Source organism: Haloarcula sp. KBTZ06 (assembly GCF_048595605.1).
In the GTDB taxonomy this organism is placed as follows: Archaea; Halobacteriota; Halobacteria; order Halobacteriales; family Haloarculaceae; genus Haloarcula; species Haloarcula hispanica.
Genome location: NZ_CP184337.1, coordinates 1679911 through 1693690, shown reverse-complemented (window position 1 = coordinate 1693690; position 13780 = coordinate 1679911). Strand labels below are relative to the sequence as shown.

Annotated in this window: 16 protein-coding genes; 10 read left to right on the top strand and 6 right to left on the bottom strand. The window is 60.0% G+C overall.

Features of this window, described 5'->3' with window-relative positions:
* Positions 1 to 24: 24 nt before the first annotated feature.
* From ACNO8S_RS08780 to ACNO8S_RS08770, 3 genes are all read right to left on the bottom strand, one after another.
* Positions 25 to 627 (bottom strand): chemotaxis protein CheC, encoded by a 603-nt coding sequence (locus ACNO8S_RS08780; RefSeq protein WP_023843310.1) that lies wholly within the window; start codon positions 625 to 627, stop codon positions 25 to 27.
* A 101-nt stretch (positions 628 to 728) separates the two neighbouring features.
* Complete coding sequence (locus tag ACNO8S_RS08775; RefSeq protein WP_191449883.1) at positions 729 to 1397, bottom strand: O-methyltransferase; 669 nt, start codon at positions 1395 to 1397, stop codon at positions 729 to 731.
* A gap of 50 nt (positions 1398 to 1447) precedes the next feature.
* The gene (locus tag ACNO8S_RS08770; protein WP_050007437.1) at positions 1448 to 2485 is read right to left on the bottom strand and encodes a DUF7504 family protein; all 1038 of its coding nucleotides are present in this window, start codon (positions 2483 to 2485) and stop codon (positions 1448 to 1450) included.
* A gap of 198 nt (positions 2486 to 2683) precedes the next feature.
* Here ACNO8S_RS08770 and ACNO8S_RS08765 point away from each other — a divergent pair, with 198 nt between their 5' ends.
* The gene (locus ACNO8S_RS08765; RefSeq protein WP_014040640.1) at positions 2684 to 2842 is read left to right on the top strand and encodes a hypothetical protein; all 159 of its coding nucleotides are present in this window, start codon (positions 2684 to 2686) and stop codon (positions 2840 to 2842) included.
* Here the strand turns inward: ACNO8S_RS08765 and ACNO8S_RS08760 are convergent.
* From ACNO8S_RS08760 to ACNO8S_RS08750, 3 genes are all read right to left on the bottom strand, one after another.
* Positions 2839 to 2967, bottom strand: coding sequence for a hypothetical protein (locus ACNO8S_RS08760; protein ID WP_023843309.1), 129 nt, complete (start codon positions 2965 to 2967; stop codon positions 2839 to 2841). The genes ACNO8S_RS08765 and ACNO8S_RS08760 overlap by 4 nt on opposite strands.
* Before the next feature lie 119 nt (positions 2968 to 3086).
* Positions 3087 to 3677, bottom strand: a complete 591-nt coding sequence (locus ACNO8S_RS08755) for a thioredoxin family protein (protein WP_420181800.1) — start codon at positions 3675 to 3677, stop codon at positions 3087 to 3089.
* Positions 3678 to 3752: 75 nt separating this feature from the next.
* Complete coding sequence (locus tag ACNO8S_RS08750) at positions 3753 to 4085, bottom strand: hypothetical protein (RefSeq protein WP_014040637.1); 333 nt, start codon at positions 4083 to 4085, stop codon at positions 3753 to 3755.
* 117 nt (positions 4086 to 4202) lie between these two features.
* Here ACNO8S_RS08750 and ACNO8S_RS08745 point away from each other — a divergent pair, with 117 nt between their 5' ends.
* The 9 genes from ACNO8S_RS08745 (at position 4203) to ACNO8S_RS08705 (ending at position 13757) form a co-directional block, all read left to right on the top strand.
* Positions 4203 to 4697: an Lrp/AsnC family transcriptional regulator gene (locus ACNO8S_RS08745; RefSeq protein ID WP_008313373.1), complete on the top strand. Its 495-nt coding sequence runs from the start codon at positions 4203 to 4205 to the stop codon at positions 4695 to 4697.
* A complete protein-coding gene (locus ACNO8S_RS08740) occupies positions 4694 to 5839 on the top strand; it encodes a pyridoxal phosphate-dependent aminotransferase (RefSeq protein ID WP_014040636.1) in 1146 nt (381 codons plus the stop codon). The genes ACNO8S_RS08745 and ACNO8S_RS08740 overlap by 4 nt, the downstream gene beginning before the upstream one ends.
* 137 nt (positions 5840 to 5976) lie before the next feature.
* Positions 5977 to 8469, top strand: a complete 2493-nt coding sequence (locus ACNO8S_RS08735) for a type II/IV secretion system ATPase subunit (protein WP_008313377.1) — start codon at positions 5977 to 5979, stop codon at positions 8467 to 8469.
* Positions 8466 to 10502 (top strand): type II secretion system F family protein, encoded by a 2037-nt coding sequence (locus tag ACNO8S_RS08730; protein ID WP_014040635.1) that lies wholly within the window; start codon positions 8466 to 8468, stop codon positions 10500 to 10502. Before ACNO8S_RS08735 ends, ACNO8S_RS08730 begins: the two co-directional genes overlap by 4 nt.
* A 58-nt stretch (positions 10503 to 10560) precedes the next feature.
* Positions 10561 to 11082 (top strand): DUF7287 family protein, encoded by a 522-nt coding sequence (locus ACNO8S_RS08725; protein ID WP_044951885.1) that lies wholly within the window; start codon positions 10561 to 10563, stop codon positions 11080 to 11082.
* A 2-nt stretch (positions 11083 to 11084) separates the two neighbouring features.
* A complete protein-coding gene (locus tag ACNO8S_RS08720) occupies positions 11085 to 11657 on the top strand; it encodes a DUF7288 family protein (RefSeq protein ID WP_014040633.1) in 573 nt (190 codons plus the stop codon).
* Complete coding sequence (locus tag ACNO8S_RS08715) at positions 11651 to 12541, top strand: hypothetical protein (protein WP_146417184.1); 891 nt, start codon at positions 11651 to 11653, stop codon at positions 12539 to 12541. Before ACNO8S_RS08720 ends, ACNO8S_RS08715 begins: the two co-directional genes overlap by 7 nt.
* The gene (locus tag ACNO8S_RS08710; RefSeq protein WP_014040631.1) at positions 12541 to 13005 is read left to right on the top strand and encodes a DUF7266 family protein; all 465 of its coding nucleotides are present in this window, start codon (positions 12541 to 12543) and stop codon (positions 13003 to 13005) included. Before ACNO8S_RS08715 ends, ACNO8S_RS08710 begins: the two co-directional genes overlap by 1 nt.
* Positions 13002 to 13757 carry a DUF7289 family protein gene (locus ACNO8S_RS08705; protein WP_064287440.1) on the top strand — a complete coding sequence of 252 codons (756 nt, stop codon included), beginning with the start codon at positions 13002 to 13004 and terminating at the stop codon, positions 13755 to 13757. Before ACNO8S_RS08710 ends, ACNO8S_RS08705 begins: the two co-directional genes overlap by 4 nt.
* Positions 13758 to 13780: the final 23 nt, after the last annotated feature.

Below are 13780 nucleotides of genomic sequence, written 5' to 3'. Positions count from 1 at the left end.
GCCGCCCCGTTCGCACACGTCTGCTTACACTTCGATTTCCTGCATCAGGTCGACCAGCTCTTCCAGTTCCGGAAACGTGTACACTTTCACGTTGATGTTAGACTCCAGCGCGTGGACGCGGGAATCGAACATCAGCGCCATCTCGTTGTCCCGGTCGCCGACGAGCTGGTCCACCATCCCACTCCCGGGGCCGAACGTGAAGTTCGGCGTAGAGATGTCGATGGTCGTATCGAGGACGTTCGCCCAGCCATCGATGAAGCCGCTGGTCATGATGTTGCCGATCTCCTGAATCGCCGAGCGCTCCATGTCGGTGAAGCCGTCGGCATTGGGGTCCGTTTCCCCCATATCGCCGATCATCCCAGTGGCGAGGTCCTTCGCACTGGCGGCGTTGAACAGGAACAGGATGTGCCCGTGGGGCTTTTCCACCATTTCGATACTGATACCGATCTGCTTCTCGTCGCCGACGTGCGTTTTGATATCGGGGATATCGATGAAGTTGATCTTCGTGATCTCCATCTCCGTCTCCATCCCTGTCATCTGGCTGAGGTGGTTCGCAACGGTGTTACCGCCCTCTTTAGCCATCTGATTGAACAACCCGAGCTTCCGAATATCTATCATCAGACTCATTCGTTAGGACCAGCGTTGCCGCTGAGTTGTGTGTCCTCATACATAAGCTATGCACCCGCATTTTCGTCGGCGAGAATCGGAGCGTGTTGATACCGCTTTGCTCACTCCACGCGGACGCTCACAGCGACGCCCTCGCCGAGCGGCAGCAATCCGGTCTCGAACGCCGGGTCGTCGCCGACGCGTTCGAGATAGGTGGCGATGCCGCGACTCGTTTCGTTGGCGTCGATGTCGCCGCCGTCCAGCAACGCCTGTACTTCCTCGAACTCCAGCGGCCCGGCCTCGATCATATTGTCGGCGACCACCGCCCCACCGACCGGCACTTTCCGGCGGACAGCCTCAAATGCTTCCGCATAGCGGTGTTTCTCGTTGTCGACGAGCACCACGTCGAAGGGGCCGTCGTAGTTCTCAACGGTTTCGATTGCGTCCCCGTGCTCGAAAGCGGCCCGGTCGGTGAACCCGCCGCGGTCGAGGAACTCTCGGGCTTCCTCCAGTTCGTCGGCGTCAATCTCCGTCAGGACGATCTGCCCGTCGTCGGACACCGCGGGGGCCATCCAGTACGCGGAGTACCCGAAGCCGGAGCCGAACTCGAAGATACGGTCGGCGTCGACCATCCGGGCGACGAGGCGAAGCCAGCCACCGACTGCGGGACCGACCGTCGGGAACCCTTCCCGATCGGCTTTGGCGTCCATCTCCTCTATGACCGGATCGCTGGCCGGCGCTATCGTACGGGCGAATTGCTCTGTGACATTGGGGAGCGGGGTTTCGTCCATACCGGGCTATGCCGGTAGGGGCGACATAAATGAGTGGGTCGGGACCGGAATTAGCCGAGTTCGAGGCGCTCGACGTACTGGATGACCGACTCCAGCGCGGGATTGGGGTAGTACTCGACGGTGTTGGCCGCTGTCTCGTACGAGAGAATTCCGAGGTCGTCCAGCCGCGGCAGGTGATTGTGTGCCAGCGACACGCCCACTTCGTCGCGTGATTTGGGGGTCGCTCTGGCCGGGATGGCCTTCTCGCGTTCGTAGACGCGGTCGACGAGGTCGTCCAGTGGGACCTCGGCGTCCGACCGGTCTTTCAGGTGATACAGGAGACTGCGTCGCCGCGGGGCGGAGATCAACTCCAGAACCTGGTCAAACGAGTATGGTATCGGAATTGTTTCGGGCTCTTCCGGGTCGCCCTTCTTGACGCCACCGGGTGGGGCGACGGTGTCCCGAAACGTCGGCATCTCCTCCGCGTCTTTCGATGCTGTGACGGTCCAGCCGTGGTCCGGGAGGTACTCGTACACGACGTCATACAGCGGCCGAAACATCTCGATTGTCTCCTCCGTATGGGCCTCCGGGTCCATGTGGTGGTGGCCGGAGACGTCCATCTCGGCACATTGTCGGTTCAACGCGGTCACCAGCGCGATGACGCGGTCACGTTCCCAGGACTCAAGCAGTCCAGTAAGCGAATGCAGGCACAGAAGCAGCGGTGCATCTGCCTGTTCCAGTCGGCCGAGATGGCGAGAGACGGCCGCTCCGATGTCTATCGGCTCCACTGTCGAGGGAAGGGTATCAAGCGTCAATGAGGGAAATGCGCCAGACGCCGCTGCCTGCGAGTTAGCCGGTAACTCGCTGCCGGCGTCGACGATAATCGCCTCTTCCGGCATCTCGTCGTCGAGGTGCTGCTGCCACAGCGAGAGGCGGGAATCGGGGGACTCAGACACTGTGACACAGATGGCCTTCGAGTCACTGACTCCCTGTTCAGTCAGGAATCCGGCACACCCCTCTCGTTCGGCGTCGCTCGAACCGCGTGCCAGTACCAATACGGACGCGGCCTCGCTCAGAGGCTGGTCCACTGTCCCACTCCCGGAGTTCATTGCGTACTGTATCGTATCAGGAACCATAAACCCATCAACAAATAAGCGTTCCCTTGATATAGGGTAACATTCAATCAGGAACCGCTCGAAAATGAGGCACTGTCCGGATCGGCCCCCTCTATGTGAGCGGTTCTCAGGGCGTGTCCCGGACAGTCTCGATTCCGAGGATTTTTGCAGTACTACGGCGTATTACTTACTATGCCAATCATGTCGAGTAGCGACTTTTCTATCCACATCGAGGAGTGTGATGAGTTTGACGACGGGATGCCGATAAGTTCGCTTCCGGACGAGGTCACGTCTATCGACGACCTCGACTGTGAGTGCTGGAGCGGGTTCGAGTCGCTGGACGAAATCTAACGACGGGCTCTACGGTCTGGGTGCCAGAAGGCAGCCTCGGTCGACCGATCTTCAAGCACCTTGCCGACGACCGTCTCCACGTCGTGGATGAGCTTCTTGATGATATATGCTGACGGCTGTCCCACCACTGCATAAAAATGGCCGTAGCTAGGAGTGTCTTGCTTGAAACACGTCTTCTGGATCACCGATTCACTCCGGGCGACGCACTCGTCTCGAAGGCACTGCTCACGCTGGGCCGCCCCGATCAGGCGTCCCAGTACGCCGGTTCGTTGCCGGGCTTCCACTTTATCGAACAGCCTCTGGACGGTTTTTCAGCGGCTGTAATCTGGTCGCCATCGAGCAACGTTTCGACGTGTGCGGCCATCTCCCGCTCGCTGGGTTCGTCGTCCGGGTTCGGCGCGTCGTCGAGGCGGCCGTGATACGCCAGTTTGAACGTCCCGCCGTCGTTGTGAAACAGGAACGGATCGGGGGTACAGCGGGCGCCGTACGCGGCCGCGACCTCCTGGGTCTCGTCGAACAGATACGCGTCGTACTGTATCTCGCCGCGCTCGACGAGTTCCTGCATCCGCTCGAAGGAGTCGTCGGGGTACTCCTCGGGGTCGTTGGCATTGATCCCGACGACAGCGAGGTCGTCATACTCCGTCGCGAGCCGGTTTAGCTCGTCAATCTTCGCTTTCGCGTACGGACAGTGATTGCAGGTGAATACGACCAGTAGCGCGTCCTTGTCCGCGAAATCCGACAGTGAGTACGTCGCCCCGTCCGCTCCCGAGAGTTCGAACGGCGGTGCTTCGTCCCCACGCCCGAGCACGTCGGACTCCGAATCGAGTGAAACCATCGCTCCCTACTACGACTGTCGCCGCTAAAAGTCCACGGACGCGCTACACTGACTTCCGAGACGACCGCTTTTTGCTCAACTGTCCGCTTCTTCCGACGTCGCTGCCGCAGTATCGAAGGCTTTCGCTGCCTCGAACGCGGCGCTCCCGTCGTCAACGGAGAACAGCGTCTCTTTCCCCTCCGCCTCGTGTTTTTCCAGTAATCCGACCGTCACCAGTTCTTCGAGCGTCCCGTCGAGGTACAGCGTCTTCAGCGGCACACCGGCTGCCTCGCTCAAGGCCGTTTTCGTATACGTTTCGTCCGCATCGAGGCGGAGTATCGTGTCAATAACTGTCGCCGCCTTGTCGTGGTTCGAGATGTGTGCCCATCCCGTGTCAGAACCAGCCCGCTGGCCACCCTCTTCGAACATTAGTCGACACCTAACCGTCAGAGATATTAAAACTGTCTGGTGTATTTCCGACCGAATGGTGTGACGCTCTCTCACTATTGAGCAAGGCTTTTGTCCGCGTCACTCTCCTGGAACTGTATGAGCAGTCGCCGCGAGATACTCGACCTGCTACGGGAGAACGCTCGCTACACGACCGAGGACATCGCTCGGTTGACTGATTACTCCGAGAGCGAGGTAGCCGAGGCTATCGAGGAGTTCGAGGAGGCAGGTGTTATCCGCGGCTACGGGGCAGTCGTCGACTGGAACGCCGTCGAGACCGACGAGGAGCGCGTTCGCGCCACCGTCGAACTCAACGTCACACTGGACCGTGAGACCAGCTACGACGACATCTCCGACCGGATCGCGAAGTTTCCGGAAGTGACCTCGCTTCGCCTCGTCAGCGGTGACTACGACTTCGACCTGGAGGTCGAGGGCGATTCGATGCGCGAAGTGTCGCATTTCATCAGCGACAAAATCGCGCCGATTCCCGAGATCACGCAGACGGTAACCCACTACATCATGGAGTCGTACAAGGAGCAGGGGATGGAGTTCGACGACCACGACGACGACGACCGCCTGTCCGTCTCACCATGACATTCGAAGCAGCGGACAGAGTCGACAGCGTGCCGCCCTCGGGTATCAGGCGGTTCTTCGAACTGGCCGAGGAGATGGACGACATCATCTCGCTCGGGGTCGGAGAACCGGACTTCTCGGCCCCGTGGGCCGCCCGCGAAGCCGCTATCGCGTCGCTCGAACGCGGCCAGACCTCGTACACCGCCAACCGCGGGAAGCGGGAACTCCGGGAACGCATCGCGGACTACGAGGCGGCGACGCACAATCTCCAGTACGACCCCGACGAGGAAATCCTCGTCACGGCGGGCGCGAGCGAGGGGCTCGACCTCGCCTTCCGGGCGCTGCTAAACCCCGGCGATTCCATCGCTATCGCCCAGCCCTGCTACGTCTCGTACGTCCCCGGCGCGACGTTCGCCGGGATCGACGTTATCGACGTTCCGACACGCGCGGAAGACGAGTTCAAACTCACCCGAGAGGTGCTGGAATCGTCCGGCGCGGCCGAGGCCGACGCGCTCGTGTACTGCTATCCGAACAACCCCACCGGTGCGACGATGACGGCCGAGGAGATGGCGTCTGTCGCGGCGTTCTGTCGTGAAAACGACCTCCTCGTGTTCGCCGACGAGATCTACGCCGATCTCACGTACGAACACGACCACACGTCTATCGCTACCCTCCCCGGGATGCGCGAGCGGACCGTCGTGTTCAACGGCTTCTCGAAGGCGTTCGCGATGACGGGGTTCAGACTGGGGTACGCGATGGCCCCGCCGGAGGCCATCGAGGCGATGAACCGCATCCATCAGTACTCGATGCTCTCGGCCCCGACGACGGCCCAGCACGCCGCTATCGAGGCCCTCGACAACTGCCGCGACGAGGTTACGGACATGGCCGCCCAGTACGACCGCAGACGGAAGTACGTCCTCACCCGCTTCGAAGAGATGGGCCTGGACTGCTTCCCGGCGGCCGGGGCGTTCTACGCGTTCCCGGAATGTCCCTGGGACGATGCCGGCGAGTTCGCCGAGAGTCTCCTTCAGGAAAAGCGGGTCGCGGTCGTGCCCGGAACCGCCTTCGGGGAAGGCGGGTCGGGCCACCTGCGAGTGTCGTACGCGACCGGTCTCGACGATCTCAAAGAAGCGATGGCCCGGATCGAATCGTTCCTTAATTGACAATTAATCTCGGCGAAACATTCAGTATGGTCCACTTACTACCGTAAGGAGACCGTGATACGAACAACCGGAACTTCTTTTTCATCGACATTTGGTGGGGATAAAGTTTTTTCCTGCCTAACTGGAGATGAATAACAATGGCTATCGATGATACTGGGGGAGGTGAGTCGGATCAGGTCAACGGTGGGGGGAACCTGACTGACGAGCCTGTACGGGTCGGCGAATACACATGGGACGATCTCCGGCGGGAGGTACACGATGGGGGGCGGTTCGACCGGAGCGTGTACCTCGGCTTCGAGCCGAGAGAACTCAGTCAGCGTCTCGAAGACGCGGCAAGTGCCGGTAAAACACTGCAAGCGCCGTTCGAGGAGTATCTCGACCCAACCACGACACCAGTCGCGAAAGACATCTACACATGGGAGCATTTCAAACAGGAGTACTATTACGAGGACGGCAGTCTCCCCCGTGACAGTGACGGCGAAGTCATCCCTTTCGACGAAAGTGAGTATCTGAACTTCGATCCCGAACACACGGAAAACAAGCTGTCCGCCGCCGAAGACATCGCCAGTGAACTGCACGAGTACGTCGACGAAAACACCGTCGACGTGAATCCGGAACTGGACGAAGACGAGTTCTTCTCGACACGAGACGGCCATACAACCGTCGTCAACCGTTACGACCTCGAAAAAGCCGTTCCCCAGTCGAAGAAATCTCACTTCAACGAACTAGAACGGTACTGGGTCAACAAGCCCTACGCCTGCGTCATCATCTTCCACTCACGGAAAGAGAACGAGAAGAAGTACTACGTCATCGAGCCGTATCTCACCGATATCGAGATCGACCTCCGAGAGTTCCTCTCGGGCAAGCTCAAGACCGCGATCAAGTACTCCGAGGACGATGTCATCGTCCAGGGGACCGACGCCGACCGAGCACAGGTCATCCAGCGGGAGGCCGAACAACTCCTCTCGCGGTACGACCTCTACAACGGCACAGTCTCCAGTAGCGGTGAAGAAAGCGTTCTCGGGCAGGTCAAGGAACTGTTCGGACTGGACGAGGAAACACAAAGTGAAACCACGGGCCAACTTTCCGGCATTTCGACACGGCCTGAGCCGGCTATCCTCGAAGACGACGACCCGAAGCTAAACGAGTATCAGGTCGAGAAGCTGCTGTACATGCTCAAGCGGGACTTCGTCGGCTACGCCCGCATCGACGGCGTCAAACACGACATCAACGTGGAGGACATCTCCTGTGACGGGTACAACTCCCGGGTGTTCGTCTATCACACCGACTACGAGCAGATCATTTCGAACGTCGAACACGGCGAGGGGGAACTCGACGACTTCGTCGTGAAACTCGCCCAGCGTTCCGGGAAGGGTATCTCGAAGCGCCAGCCCCAGGTCGACGCGACGCTGCCGGACGGGTCGCGTGCCCAGTTGACGCTGGGCCGGGAAGTGTCCGACCACGGGACGAACTACACCATCCGGCAGTTCAAGGACGTGCCCTTTACCCCGATCGACCTCATCAACTGGAACACCTTCTCGCTGGACGAGATGGCGTTCCTCTGGCTCTGTATCGAGAACAACAAGAGCCTGATCTTCGCCGGCGGTACTGCCTCGGGGAAGACGACGAGCCTGAACGCCGTCTCGCTGTTCATCCCGTCGAACTCCAAGATCGTCTCTATCGAGGACACGCGCGAGGTTGAGCTACCCCAGCGGAACTGGGTGGCAAGCGTCACGCGCCCCTCCTTCGGTGAGGACGACAAGGGCGACGTCGACGAGTTCGACCTGCTTGAGGCCGCACTCCGTCAGCGCCCTGACTACATCGTCATGGGTGAGATCCGTGGCGAGGAAGGCCGGACGCTGTTTCAGGTCATGTCGACCGGCCACACCACCTACACCACGTTCCACGCCGACTCCGTCGGCGAGGTCATCAAGCGGTTCACGACCGAACCTATCAACGTCTCGAAAACGCTGTTTACAGCGCTCGACCTCGTGTCGATTCAGACCCAGACGCGGGTCGATGGCAACAAGGTCCGCCGGAACAAGTCCCTGACCGAAATCAACGAGTACTCCGCCGAGAACGACGAGATCAACGTCCGGGACGTGTACGAGTGGCGCGCCGAGACGGACGAGTACATCCAGATGGGGAACTCGAACACACTCGAAGAGATCAAGTTCGACCGCGGGTGGACCCAGGATAAACTCGACGAGGAACTGTTCAAGCGCAAGGTCGTCCTCGCATACCTCATCGAGAAGGGGCTGAACACCTACACGCAGGTCGCGGCGACCATCCAGGCGTTCATCAACGACCCCGACACCATTCTCACGCTCATCGCCAACGACCAGCTCGAACTGTCGCTCGAGGACCTCCGGGAGATGGAATCTGTCAAGATCGATATCGACCCGGAAAAAGAGGAGATGGTGCCCCGGCCGGACGCGCCGCCGGAAATGGTCGAGGAGACAAAGCAGGTGCTCGACAACGCACAGCCGCTGTTCAACACGTACAAGAGCCGCGAAACGCCGGACATCGTCTCGGCGCTGATGGACGATTCCGAGGAAAGCGCTGACGAAGACAGCATCGACTTCGGCCAGTTCGTTCCGAAGGCCGGAGCGGAGGCAGATAGCGAATGAGCCTCGACACCCCGAGTCAGCAACAGGTGGGCAGCGGCGGTGCCCTCGGTGACACGTTCTACCCGGCGTACCAGATGGTGTTCGACGACGAGGGCGACTTCGTCAACAGCGTCGAGAACAAACTCGCGGAGGCCCGGATGGCCGACAACGTCGAGATGTTCCTCGCACGCGCACTCGCGGTCGGCGTCATCGCGGGCCTCGCACTGTGGCTCGTCGGCACGTTCCTCGGCTATCTGCTGGTCCAGTTGCTGTTTGCCGGTGGGGAAGCGCCGACGCTCATCGGGATTCCGGTGTCTGAGAGCGTCTCAGAGATTCTGGCCGTGCTGAAACTCCCCTTCCTCGTCATCGTGACCGGCTTCGTCTTCGGCGCCATCGGGTTCGGTATCGGCTTTGGCTCGCTTGTCTCGATTCCGTATTTCCGTGCGAGCGCGCGCGAGCGCGAAATCAACGTCTTGTTGTCCGACTCGATCTCGTTCATGTATGCGCTGTCCGTAGGCGGGCTCAATCAACTCGAAATTCTGCAGTCGATGGGGAAGGCTGAAGACACGTACGGTGAGGTCGCAAAGGAGTTCCAGTCTATCGTACTGGAGACGGAGTATTTCGATACCGACTACCGGACCGCTGTCCGGAACCAGGCGCTGCAGACTCCGTCGGACGAACTGTCGCAGTTCCTGACGGACATGCTCTCTATTATCAACTCCGGCGGGGACATGACTTCCTTCCTCGAAGACCAGAAGGAAAAGCACATGCGAACCGCCCGGCAGGAACAGGAGAAGATGCTGGAGACGCTGGAACTGTTCGGCGAGATGTACATGACGCTCTCGCTGTTCCCGCTGCTTCTCATCATCATTCTGGTCATCATGTCGATGATGGGGAACGCCCAGAAGTCGCTCATCTACGGCACCGTGTACGGGCTGATTCCCCTGACGGGTCTGGGCTTTCTCGTCCTCGTCTCGACTGTCACGCAGGACTCCATCGGGGACGGCTATCTGCGTTCGAGTCCCGGCGAGAAGGAACTCGTCGTCGACGAAGGTGTCGGCGTGTTCAACCTCGGACTCATCGAGAGCTACACGGGTACCTACAGCGTCTTCGACCGGATCAAGAGCCGGGAAGGGACCCACGAACTCCTCGCCATCCTCACACGGCCCGACCTGTTCTTCCGTGACCACCCGCTGTTGGTGCTGTGGCTGACGGTGCCGCTGTCCATCCTTGCCATCGTCGCGGCTATCGTCATCGGCTGGGCTCCGTTATCGCTGGATGGAATGATCGCCGTCCCGGTCCGCTCGACGTTCTTCTGGGTGTACGTCCCGATGTACATCAACTTCATCCCGCTGATGATCTTCTACGAGTGGAACCAGCGTTCGCGGAAGGCGATAATCGGGAAACTCTCGGAGAACCTCCGGAAGCTCGCGTCAGCCAACGACACCGGAATGACGCTGCTGGAGTCGGTCAAGGTGGTCTCCGAGACGTCCTCTGGAAAGCTCTCCGAGGAGTTCGAGACCATCCACGCAAAGGTCAACTACGGAACGAGCCTGAAAGACGCGCTCCGGGAATTTAACAACAAGTACAACGTCCCACGACTGGCCCGGACGGTCAAGCTTATCGCGGAGGCACAGGAGGCCTCCAGCCAGATTCAGGACGTACTCTCGACGGCCGCTCAGGCCTCGGAGAACCAGGACGACATCGAGCGGGAGCGCAAATCCCGGACGCGGATGCAGACGGTCATCATCCTGATGACCTACCTGACGCTTTTGGGCGTGATGGCGCTGCTAAAGACACAGTTCCTCGATGTGATGTCGGGGCTGGCGACGCAGGCCTCCGGGTCAAGCAGTTCGAGCGCGCCCGGCGGTGGGTTCGGTGGCAGTGTCGACACGGAACTGCTGTCGATGCTGTTCTTCCACGCGGTGACGCTGCAGGCACTGCTGTCGTCGTTTATCGCCGGCTACATTCGGGAAGTGAAGCTCGTCGCCGGCGTAAAGTTCGCAGTCGTCCTGTCGACGATTGCACTGGTGGTGTGGATCGCCGTGGGATAGCGGCCCCACTCGCGGTTCGACAGCGGACGTATCAGACAGAAAATAGGGTGTGTGGGACATGGATACAAGAGCACAAACACCGCAGGACTTCGCCGTAGGGGTGAGCGTCCTGCTCGTGACGATAATCGGGGTATTGGCCTTCGTACAGGGAAGTGCGGTCGGCGTGTACGAATCCCCAGACGTACAGCGTAACCAACCAATTGCGGACAGGGCGGGGACGTACCTCGTCGAAAACTACTCCGTCGACGGGACGCGGAACCTCATTCGCTACAACACGAGCGGTGGGATCAATGCGTCCCTCAACGCGGACACAGATCTCAGCGGTCTCAAGGAGAAAGCCGGACTCGACGTCGCGACGGAGCGCCGCGTGAACCCGCGGGTGAACGTAACGGTGGTCAACGCGTCATCGCTCAAAGCAGGGACACGGGACCCGGCAGTTGATGACCACGACCAGCGGCTCGCTTGGGGGCCCGATGTCGCCGACAGAGACAACGTCGCAACGACGTCTCGCGTGGTGAAACTGACCAACGCAACCGGCCAGTGCGATCCGGTCTGCTGGCTCGTCGTGAGGGTGTGGTAACGATGCGTGGCCAAGCCTATACGCTGGAAGGCGTTCTCGCGGCCATCGTCGTTGTGACGGCGACCGTCTACGGCCTGTCGGCAGTCGACACTGGCCCGTTCCAGACGGGTTCCCAGCAGCGGACAGCAGAACTGGAGAGTCGTGCGAGCGATACGCTATCACTGGCGGCAGAAACCGGTGCGCTGCACAACGCGACGGCGTGTTACAGCGTCGGAACGCCGACACTCAACGGCAATCAGACTGGCAGTTCCACCGAGTTCGAGATGATGTTGAACCAGACCTTCGACCGACAGGGCGACCAGTACAATCTATACTTCAGTTACTGGGACTCGGATTCGGACGCGCGCCAGACTACCATCGTCTCGCAGGAAACAGACGCAAACGTTGCTGACCGGCCAGCCGACGCAGCCGTCGCGACCGAAACGGTGACGCTGACCGACGATATGCCCGCTCGAATCGGCGACTGCAGCGGGACCGGACCGCCCCTCTCGACCGTCGACGGGTATTTCGCTCCCGACGCGGAGCCCGACTCTATCGTCTACAACGTCGTGGAGGTGCGTCTGGTCGTATGGTAGCCAACGAGCGCGGACAACTGCTGTTGGTCGGTGGTATTGCTGTCGCTATCGTCGTGTTCAGCACGATTCTGTTTGCTCACAGTCTCGCGGTCACTGACGGTATCACGACTACCGGAAGTGCGGATACCATCGAGCGCACGGCTGACCGCGAAGCCTCTGTCGAGCGCGACCTCGGACAACTCGCGGCCCAAGCGCGTGGCGATGGCCTCGATGGATTCGAGGAGCGATACGAGTACGCGCTTCGGAACTACACGCGAACGCACAACCGGGTCGTCGCAAGCAGCGGCGGAACCTATCTCAACGCGACGCTGAACGAGTCGGCGTCGAAAGGGACAGAGGTGAACCGGACAGGTTCCTCTTCCGAATTCAAGCGACCAAACCCATCGGGTGGTGGTAACCGGAACGACTGGACGGTTGCGAACAGCGTCTCTCACATCGCGGTGTTCAATCTCACTGCGGACGTCGTCGGCGGCTCAACGAATACCTTCACTGTCGTCATTCGAAACGGCTCTGAGGACATGAAACTGTCAGTTGAACCGAGTACAAGTGATAGTGGAAACAACGTCACAGTCGACGGAAAAACGCAATGTCACGGCAACGGAGACGTCACTGTCGACCTCGCCGCCGGGTCATGCACTGTCGGAAGCAACAGCAGCTCCTTCGATAGCTATCACAGCCTCAACCCCCCGTACTCAGTTGAAATAAAGAACGGAAATAAGGCCGAAGGGCGGTACCAGTTTGCGGCAGTCGGGACGTTCCCGTCCTCGAACTATGCCGCTCCAGTTGCTCGTGTCAACTATCCAGTCGTCCCTGCCATCGACATGACTTACGACACACCGTCTGCGAGCTACAATCGAACAGTACTGGTGGAGGTCGACGACTGATGAACCTCGCCCGTTTCCTGTTTGACAGCCGCGGCGTCTCGCCGGCGGTCACGCAGGCACTCACTATCGGTATCACGTCGCTGCTGGTGACCGGCCTCCTCATCGGCGGGAGCCAGATGGTCGACTCACAGCGTGAGCGAGTGACTGAAGAAGCTCTGGAGAACGTCGGCGATGGTATCGCGCGCGACCTGATCCGCTTAGATGCGTTCGACACCGACACGCTCAACTCGACAGTATCGTTCCGTGCGATGTATCCCGAGCGCATCGCTGATCAGTCGTACAACGTCGAGGTCTCTCCTGATGCTTCGCGCACGCGTGTGTACGTGAACGCATCAGGACTGAATCGGTATGCTGTCGTCCGCTTCGAGAACGAAACTAATGTCTGCCCGTCTGTCGTCTCCAGTGGGCCCCTGGCTGTATCGTACAACCAGACAGCCGGCTGTATGGAGGTGACTCGCGGATGACTTCGCCGCTGTCAAGCCAAAGCGGTCACGACCGTGGCGTGTCCGACCTGCTCGCGTTTACGCTCACGTTCAGCATCATCATTACTGGGATTGGGCTGGTGACGCTTGGTGGGCTTGGGGCGTTCGATGCCATCCAACAGGGGGCGACAACCGATGTCGCAGAAACGTCGATGGTCGGGTTCGCGGAAACCACGGGCGACCACATTCAGGGCAACGCTCCACGACGGACCACGAGTATGAAACTCCAGGGTCACGGACTCTCCATCCGACCGTCGACGCTTAACGTAACTGTCGACGGGCAGTCAACGAATATTTCGACCGGAGCGTTCGTTCGGGAGACTGATTCGGGGACTGATATCGTCTACACCAGCGGTGCAGTGTACCGGGTCCAGCAGGAGGGGCTGGTCGTTTCACGGAAACCCCGCTTCCGGTGTAGCCCCGGAAGTGACAGTGTATACATCTCTGCCCTTTCCCTCGACGGAGAGACAGATTTCTCGTCGTCGAACCGCGTCACAATCGAGACCGCTATCCAGAACAAGACGCTTATTTCGCCACAGGCTGGCAAGTCACCGTCCGCGACAACCGTCTCGATCAACGTCTCGGAGACTGCATATCCGGATGCATGGCACCGCCTGTTCGAGCAGGAACTGTCGAACTGGTCGGGCCACTCGGAACCACACACCTACCAGTGTACTGGTGTCAGCCGCGCTGTCGTCCACAATACGACGGTCGATATCCGTACTGTCACCTAACGGCCTCTGTCTGCGGTGCATAG

Bases quoted from the DNA above. Each gene is read 5' to 3' on its own strand.
- ACNO8S_RS08765 (WP_014040640.1), top strand. From the start codon at position 2,684: ATGCCAATCATGTCGAGTAGCGACTTTTCTATCCACATCGAGGAGTGT.
- ACNO8S_RS08730 (WP_014040635.1), top strand. From the start codon at position 8,466: ATGAGCCTCGACACCCCGAGTCAGCAACAGGTGGGCAGCGGCGGTGCC.
- ACNO8S_RS08735 (WP_008313377.1), top strand. From the start codon at position 5,977: ATGGCTATCGATGATACTGGGGGAGGTGAGTCGGATCAGGTCAACGGT.
- ACNO8S_RS08740 (WP_014040636.1), top strand. From the start codon at position 4,694: ATGACATTCGAAGCAGCGGACAGAGTCGACAGCGTGCCGCCCTCGGGT.
- ACNO8S_RS08705 (WP_064287440.1), top strand. From the start codon at position 13,002: ATGACTTCGCCGCTGTCAAGCCAAAGCGGTCACGACCGTGGCGTGTCC.
- ACNO8S_RS08745 (WP_008313373.1), top strand. From the start codon at position 4,203: ATGAGCAGTCGCCGCGAGATACTCGACCTGCTACGGGAGAACGCTCGC.
- ACNO8S_RS08725 (WP_044951885.1), top strand. From the start codon at position 10,561: ATGGATACAAGAGCACAAACACCGCAGGACTTCGCCGTAGGGGTGAGC.
- ACNO8S_RS08755 (WP_420181800.1), bottom strand. From the start codon at position 3,677: ATGGTTTCACTCGATTCGGAGTCCGACGTGCTCGGGCGTGGGGACGAA.
- ACNO8S_RS08710 (WP_014040631.1), top strand. From the start codon at position 12,541: ATGAACCTCGCCCGTTTCCTGTTTGACAGCCGCGGCGTCTCGCCGGCG.
- ACNO8S_RS08750 (WP_014040637.1), bottom strand. From the start codon at position 4,085: ATGTTCGAAGAGGGTGGCCAGCGGGCTGGTTCTGACACGGGATGGGCA.
- ACNO8S_RS08715 (WP_146417184.1), top strand. From the start codon at position 11,651: ATGGTAGCCAACGAGCGCGGACAACTGCTGTTGGTCGGTGGTATTGCT.
- ACNO8S_RS08775 (WP_191449883.1), bottom strand. From the start codon at position 1,397: ATGGACGAAACCCCGCTCCCCAATGTCACAGAGCAATTCGCCCGTACG.
- ACNO8S_RS08720 (WP_014040633.1), top strand. From the start codon at position 11,085: ATGCGTGGCCAAGCCTATACGCTGGAAGGCGTTCTCGCGGCCATCGTC.
- ACNO8S_RS08770 (WP_050007437.1), bottom strand. From the start codon at position 2,485: ATGAACTCCGGGAGTGGGACAGTGGACCAGCCTCTGAGCGAGGCCGCG.
- ACNO8S_RS08780 (WP_023843310.1), bottom strand. From the start codon at position 627: ATGAGTCTGATGATAGATATTCGGAAGCTCGGGTTGTTCAATCAGATG.